The sequence below is a fragment of the Flavobacterium sp. genome, from assembly GCF_027490375.1.
In the GTDB taxonomy this organism is placed as follows: Bacteria; Bacteroidota; Bacteroidia; order Flavobacteriales; family Flavobacteriaceae; genus Flavobacterium.
This window is the reverse complement of record NZ_JAIXYH010000059.1, coordinates 105,902-112,703: the sequence shown is the minus strand read 5'-3', so window position 1 is coordinate 112,703 and position 6,802 is coordinate 105,902. Positions and strand designations below refer to the sequence as shown.

Annotated in this window: 9 protein-coding genes; 5 read left to right on the top strand and 4 right to left on the bottom strand. The window is 42.0% G+C overall.

The window, feature by feature from the left end:
* The coding region (locus tag Q0064_RS07805) for a DUF4140 domain-containing protein (protein ID WP_298146767.1) at window positions 1-362 on the bottom strand (362 nt) is incomplete at its 3' end.
* Window positions 363-526: 164 nt separating this feature from the next.
* On the opposite strand from Q0064_RS07805, the gene Q0064_RS07800 reads away from it, so the two are divergent.
* From Q0064_RS07800 to Q0064_RS07790, 3 genes are read left to right on the top strand one after another with little or no spacing between them, the layout of a single operon-like run.
* Window positions 527-1,039, top strand: coding sequence for a transcriptional repressor (locus tag Q0064_RS07800; protein ID WP_094485635.1), 513 nt, complete (start codon window positions 527-529; stop codon window positions 1,037-1,039).
* Window positions 1,039-2,310 (top strand): adenylosuccinate synthase, encoded by a 1,272-nt coding sequence (locus tag Q0064_RS07795; RefSeq protein ID WP_298146759.1) that lies wholly within the window; start codon window positions 1,039-1,041, stop codon window positions 2,308-2,310. Before Q0064_RS07800 ends, Q0064_RS07795 begins: the two co-directional genes overlap by 1 nt.
* 9 nt (window positions 2,311-2,319) lie before the next feature.
* Window positions 2,320-3,744 carry an L-serine ammonia-lyase gene (locus Q0064_RS07790; RefSeq protein ID WP_298146757.1) on the top strand — a complete coding sequence of 475 codons (1,425 nt, stop codon included), beginning with the start codon at window positions 2,320-2,322 and terminating at the stop codon, window positions 3,742-3,744.
* Between the two features lie 3 nt (window positions 3,745-3,747).
* Here Q0064_RS07790 and Q0064_RS07785 read toward each other — a convergent pair whose 3' ends face one another.
* Window positions 3,748-4,191, bottom strand: a complete 444-nt coding sequence (locus tag Q0064_RS07785; protein ID WP_298146754.1) for a hypothetical protein — start codon at window positions 4,189-4,191, stop codon at window positions 3,748-3,750.
* 95 nt (window positions 4,192-4,286) lie between these two features.
* On the opposite strand from Q0064_RS07785, the gene panB reads away from it, so the two are divergent.
* Window positions 4,287-5,105, top strand: coding sequence for a 3-methyl-2-oxobutanoate hydroxymethyltransferase (panB, locus tag Q0064_RS07780; RefSeq protein ID WP_298146751.1), 819 nt, complete (start codon window positions 4,287-4,289; stop codon window positions 5,103-5,105).
* Window positions 5,105-5,791 carry an RluA family pseudouridine synthase gene (locus Q0064_RS07775; RefSeq protein ID WP_298146748.1) on the top strand — a complete coding sequence of 229 codons (687 nt, stop codon included), beginning with the start codon at window positions 5,105-5,107 and terminating at the stop codon, window positions 5,789-5,791. Before panB ends, Q0064_RS07775 begins: the two co-directional genes overlap by 1 nt.
* Window positions 5,792-6,106: 315 nt before the next feature.
* Here the strand turns inward: Q0064_RS07775 and Q0064_RS07770 are convergent, their stop codons facing one another.
* Complete coding sequence (locus Q0064_RS07770; RefSeq protein ID WP_298146745.1) at window positions 6,107-6,259, bottom strand: hypothetical protein; 153 nt, start codon at window positions 6,257-6,259, stop codon at window positions 6,107-6,109.
* On the bottom strand, window positions 6,249-6,713 hold the full coding sequence (locus Q0064_RS07765) for a type II toxin-antitoxin system VapC family toxin (protein ID WP_298146742.1): 465 nt from the start codon (window positions 6,711-6,713) through the stop codon (window positions 6,249-6,251). The genes Q0064_RS07770 and Q0064_RS07765 overlap by 11 nt, the downstream gene beginning before the upstream one ends.
* Window positions 6,714-6,802 lie beyond the last annotated feature (89 nt).

Sequence of the window (6,802 nt, the reverse complement as noted above, 5' to 3'; positions counted from 1 at the left end):
TCTTGTTGGTCGTTACGCTGTTTTCGCAATCGCTCCAATCGATCTTCCAAAGCTTTAACCTCATCGCGCACTTTCTTCGAAGACAAAACGTCTAGCTGAACTTTCACCGAAGCTACACTTGCAAAATCCGGAGTAGTAACTTGAACACTGTTTTCTTCAATCTCCGGACTCAATCCTGTTAGAACCACAGCATTTTTCCCTGCAATAAGCTGAATTTGAGCGGTACGTGTTACCTGAGCGCCCGAGGTAAAAACCTTTACTGATTTAATTTCAGAATTAATTTTTGGCGGCACATCTTGACTAAATGCAGTGTGAATTGAGAGCAGGGCAAACAGAAGAATACAGTTTAAAGAAAGTCTCATAGACAAAAGTTTTAACGCAAGGTAGAAAAAATACCATCACCCTTGTCGTTATTTTTTGTCATCAAAACAAAGAAAATAAACAACGAAAATCTTATGGTTTTTTGAGTAAACAGAGAGAAACTCGACACTTTAATCTAAAATTCAATTTTACTATCTTTGCCACTATGACACTCATAAGCGAAGACAACAGCAAGAATCAGGAGATTGTAAAAAACGTTTTTACAAAATATCTCGAGAAAAACGCGCACCGGAAAACTCCTGAGCGCTATGCTATTCTACAAGAGATTTACGACAGTCAGGAGCATTTTGACATCGAGAACTTATACGTCAAAATGAAAAACAAAAACTACCGCGTAAGTCGCGCTACGCTTTACAACACCATCGAATTATTGCTCGACTGTGGCTTGGTGCGCAAACACCAATTCGGACAATCGCAGGCGTATTTTGAAAAATCGTACTTCGACAAACAACACGATCATATCATTATGACTGATACCGGCGAAGTAATCGAATTTTGCGATCCGCGCATTCAAACCATCAAAAAAACGATTGAAGAGATTTTCGACGTGGAGATTTCCAATCATTCCCTCTATTTTTACGGTACTCGTAAATCTCAAAACGCAACAACTACGGAAGAGAATCTTCCCAACACAACTGAATATAACCCAATCAACTAATGTCTGTAGATTTACTGTTAGGCTTGCAATGGGGCGACGAAGGCAAAGGAAAAATTGTCGACGTGCTCACCCAAAAGTATGATATTATTGCTCGATTCCAAGGCGGACCAAACGCCGGACACACGCTCGAATTCGACGGAATCAAGCACGTATTACGAACCATCCCAAGCGGAATTTTCCACAAGAACGCGGTCAACATTATCGGAAACGGTGTTGTTATCGATCCCGTGGTTTTTGTAAAAGAACTCGAAGGTTTGGAACAATTCAAAATTGACATTTACAACAAACTGATCATTTCGCGCAAAGCACATCTGATTTTACCGACACATCGCTTGCTAGATGCGGCATCCGAAGCCTCAAAAGGCAAGGCAAAAATTGGTTCGACACTCAAAGGCATCGGACCAACGTACATGGATAAAACCGGACGTAATGGCTTGCGAATCGGCGATTTAGAACTCGACGATTTTAAAGAACGTTACCGAAATCTCGCCGATAAACACGAGGCAATGATTAAATTCTACGACGTTTCCATTCAATACAACTTGGCTGAAATGGAAAACGAATTTTTTGAAGCCATCGAAACATTAAAAAAACTACAATTCATCGACAGCGAAGCGTATCTTTTTCAAGCGCTTAAAGACGGCAAATCGATTTTAGCCGAAGGTGCACAAGGAAGTTTACTCGACGTTGACTTCGGTACGTATCCGTTTGTAACTTCTTCGAATACAACGGCTGCCGGCGCTTGTACCGGATTGGGAATCGCTCCAAATAAAATCAAAGACGTTTACGGAATTTTCAAAGCTTATACGACACGTGTAGGTAGCGGACCTTTCCCAACAGAACTCTTCGACGAAGTGGGCGAAACTATGGCGCGAATTGGCAACGAATTCGGTTCGGTTACTGGACGTAAACGTCGTTGCGGCTGGCTTGATCTCGTTGCTCTAAAGTACGCAGTTCAAATAAATGGCGTTACTCAACTCATGATGATGAAAGGCGACGTACTTTCTGGTTTTGAGGAGCTTAAAGTGTGTACAGCTTACAATTATCGCGGTGAAATCATAGACCACCTACCCTACAACATCGAAGAAGAAAACGTGAGTCCGGTTTACAAAAGTTTCAAAGGATGGCATGCCGACCTTACTGGACTTACCGAATACAGCGATTTACCGACCGAATTAAAAGACTACGTTTCATTTATCGAAGCTGAAGTTGGCGTTCCGATTAAAATTATTTCGGTAGGACCCGACCGTACGCAAACGATTTCGCGCTAAATTTGCGTCATGGATAAGTGCATTTCTGTTTTTGATATGCTCAAAGTTGGTGTCGGGCCTTCAAGCTCGCACACACTTGGGCCTTGGCGTGCTGCCGAAAAGTTTTTAAGTGAAATTCACGCAAACGGATTCTTCGCAGAAACCTTCGCCGTGAAAGTCGATTTATACGGCTCACTTTCTCTAACCGGCAAAGGGCATGCAACAGATTTAGCAGTTATGCTCGGATTGAGCGGCCAAGACCCGGAGTACATTCCTGTTGAAAACATCGGAAGTATCATTGCAGACATCCAAAACAGCCAGACTTTGCAGCTGGGAAATGAAAAAACAATCGGATTTTCATTTCTTACAGATATCGTATTTCATAAGAACTTCCTTCCATTTCATGCAAACGGCCTCACATTCACCGCATTTAAAGAAAGCGGCGAAGCATACGCATCAACTTTTTATTCGATTGGTGGCGGGTTTGTTGTGAAAGAAGAGCAAAACAACGAAAACAGCACTGATTTTACCTGTGCATTCCCCTACCCGATTGATACCGCAGTTGAATTATTGCATTATTGCAGCGAGAATCAACTAAAAATATCGGAAGTTGTGTATGCAAATGAGATTTCTATGCGCCCGGAAGTACTGGTGCACAGCGAGTTGCTCCGTATTTGGAACACCATGCTCGAATGCATGTATATTGGCTGCCATACCGACGGAATTTTACCCGGCGGTTTAAACGTTAAGCGTCGCGCCTTTGACATGCATCAAAATTTAATGGGCAACGGACAGTACAATAACCCACAAGAATGGCTGCAAACCATTCGTAAAACCGAAGTTAAATTTCGCCAAATTTTAAAGTGGGTATCTTGCTTTGCTTTGGCTGTCAACGAAGTTAATGCGGCTTTAGGTCGTGTGGTTACAGCTCCTACAAATGGCTCGGCGGGCGTAATTCCTGCCGTGTTGATGTACTACATGGTTATCGAAAACCACCAAGCAGGCGACGATGAAGTAAAGAAATTCTTGATGGTTGCCGGCGAAGTAGGCAGTATTTTCAAAAAAGGCGCAACGATTTCGGCAGCAATGGGTGGCTGTCAGGCAGAAATTGGCGTTTCATCGGCCATGGCTGCAGCTGCGTTATGCGAATTAATGGGCGGATCACCCGAGCAAGTACTCATGGCAGCAGAAATTGCCATGGAACATCATTTGGGATTAACCTGCGATCCGATCGGTGGTCTGGTACAAATTCCGTGCATCGAGCGAAATACCATGGGCGCAATAAAAGCGATTAACGCCGCAGAGCTCGCACTAGAAACCGATGCTAAAAATGCAAAAGTTCCTTTGGATAAGGTCATCAATACCATGTGGCAAACGGCCAAAGACATGAATTCCAAATACAAAGAAACTTCAGAAGGTGGTTTGGCAGTGGCTGTAAATATTGCCGACTGCTAATTATTATTTTGCAGACTTTCGCGTATCGTACGTATGCGCAATTTTCCATTGACCGTCAACAGCAACAAGAAAAAAATAATTTCGACCGCTGTGTTGTAACGCATCATTTACGTAAAAATCGTAATCCATGTGAACGTCGGCAGTTTGTCCGTAATTACGAACAATTACGTTAGAAATTCGCTCCTCTAACTTGATGTTCTCAGGAATATTCGAAAACTCATTCAAAAAATCGGTAGCCGTTCTCGAAACAACCTTGGGTTCACCATTTATATACATCAACGTATCGAAGTTAACGGATTCATTCAACAATAACGGACGCATGATTGCGGGTGTCTTCTGATTCAAACCCGAAAAAAACCATTCGACAATTTTCTCCGGACTAGCCGAATCCTGCGCAAACGAAGCCGAACTCGCAAACAAAACAGCAAACAAAAACAACTTTTTCATAGTAGTAGTACTTTCGGCAAATATATCTTAATAGCGTGAAATTTGATGACTATAGTATCGCGATTTAGCTAACTTTGCGACTTAAATTTTGTGCTATGTCGGTTGCTAAAAAAGACTACAAACGAATTACCACCCGTTCGCTGATTGAAATGAAAAGTCAGGGCGAAAAAATATCCATGCTCACTGCCTACGATTTTACCATGGCGAAAATCGTTGATTCGGCTGGCATCGATGTAATTTTAGTTGGCGATTCGGCGAGTAACGTCATGGCAGGTCACGAAACCACACTCCCGATTACCTTGGATCAAATGATTTACCACGCTTCGTCGGTCGTACGCGCCATCAATCGTGCGTTAGTCGTCGTAGATTTACCTTTTGGAAGCTACCAGTCCGATTCGAAAGAAGCCTTGCGTTCGGCCATTCGCATCATGAAAGAAAGCGGCGGGCATGCGGTAAAGTTGGAAGGCGGACGCGAAATTAAAGATTCGATCAAGAAAATTTTGAACGCTGGAATTCCCGTAATGGGACATTTAGGACTTACACCACAATCCATCTATAAATTCGGAACGTATAACGTACGTGCTAAAGAAAATGCCGAAGCCGAAAAACTCATTGAGGATGCCATCATGCTCGAAAAGTTGGGTTGTTTTGCATTAGTGTGCGAAAAAATCCCGGCAGAGCTTGCCAAACGCGTAGCCGAAAGCATCAGCATTCCTGTAATTGGTATTGGTGCCGGAAGCGATGTCGATGGTCAGGTACTTGTTATTCACGATATGTTGGGCATGAATAATGAGTTTTCACCTCGATTTTTACGTCGCTACCTCAACCTATACGACCAAATGACAGCAGCAATCTCGCAGTACGTCTCAGATGTGAAGTCGGTTGATTTTCCAAACGCCGGAGAACAGTATTAATGAAAACGGCTGCAGACGGTTCGAACTTGCAGGTATTGTTCGAAGACAATCATTTGGTGGCGGTTAACAAGCGTTGTGGCGACTTAGTTCAGGGCGATAAAACCGGCGACGAAACCTTGTTAGATGCCGTAAAAAACTACATTGCTGCTAAATATCAGAAACCTGGGGCTGTATTTGCGGGTGTGGTGCATCGATTAGACCGACCTACTTCGGGCGTGGTTGTTTTTGCGCGAACTTCGAAGGCTTTAGCTCGGATGAATGCCCTTTTTAGCAGTCGCGAAACGGAGAAAGTTTACCATTGTTTAATCGAAGGAAAGCCGCAGCAGGAAGCCGCTACGTTAACGCATTTTTTGGTTCGTAACGAAAAAAACAATACCAGCAGAGCCTTTGAAAAAGAGGTCACTAACAGTAAAAAAGCCGTTTTGCATTACAAATTGCTTCGCGCATTTACCAATTACAGTTTGTTGGAAATACACTTAGAAACGGGCAGACATCATCAAATTCGTGCACAATTGGCTGCCTGTGGTATGGTTATTAAAGGCGATTTAAAATACGGTGCCAAACGCTCGAACCCCAACGGCGGCATCAGTTTACATGCGCGGCAATTGCAATTTGTGCATCCCGTTGCCAAAACCGAAGTGAAAATTCGCGCACCCTATCCCGATGGAGATATTTTCGAGGGATAGCTATTTTGCTTTACTGATTTTTTTTGGGGGTGCCGGCGGTGCAATCATACCGCTTCGCAAACGGATCACCCAACCGCCGTCGCGCCATCCGCTAAATCTTTTAGGCGAAAAATACTGGAAATTCCGTAACGCCTAAAAGGATACCGCTGCTGTCGCTCACCCGGAAATACGTGTTTAAAATACGTATATTGAGATTTGCGTTACGAGCGATGGTTTATCTTTTTAAAGTTGGTTTAAAGCTGGTGTGTTTTAAACTAATTTCTAAGTAGATAGAATTGCGGAGCAAGGGAAACCCTGGCTATTGGGCGTAGGCTTTTATTTTGTGGTATTCAATTTACGTTTACTCAAATATTCTTTAAATTCTTTAAAGGACATTCCATTAGTTTCTTCGGCGATTTTTTCCTTAACTGCTCTAAAGAACTTAACCGTATCAAATTCCTTCTCTATTTTTTTTGCTTTAGTTTTCATTAGTAATTATTTCTTTAGGTGAGCGAATGTCAATTTGCATATATCCATTTTTAAGATTAATTGAATTATATCCGCGTATCCTAAAAACATTAACGATATGTTTGAAATTCCAACTAACCAAATAGTCAACTTTATTAATTGTTGCACAAGCAATATGTCTGCAATCATCGATGCTTGTTGCTCCTACTACTTTTTCTCGTACATATTCTTCAGCCAATTGATTTATTTCTTCCGTTATTTCAACAAATTCGATTGACTTTTTTTCAAGATTCAGAAAATGAGCTTTTATCTTTTCAGGTGCCGTTTCTAATTCATATTCAGTCAAGTCAGAATAAACACAAATAACTTCTCCTGCTTGAACCATTTTAAACAACATCTCTGTTTCAGTTTGAAATTCTATATCATAAATCCCACCGAATACGGAAGTATCGAAATACAATCTAGGCTTATTCATATTTCAAATTTAACTAAAATATATTCATGTAGGAACGTTTTGAACACTGATTGTATTTCCACAACCGTACGCCCAACGTTTTCACCGAT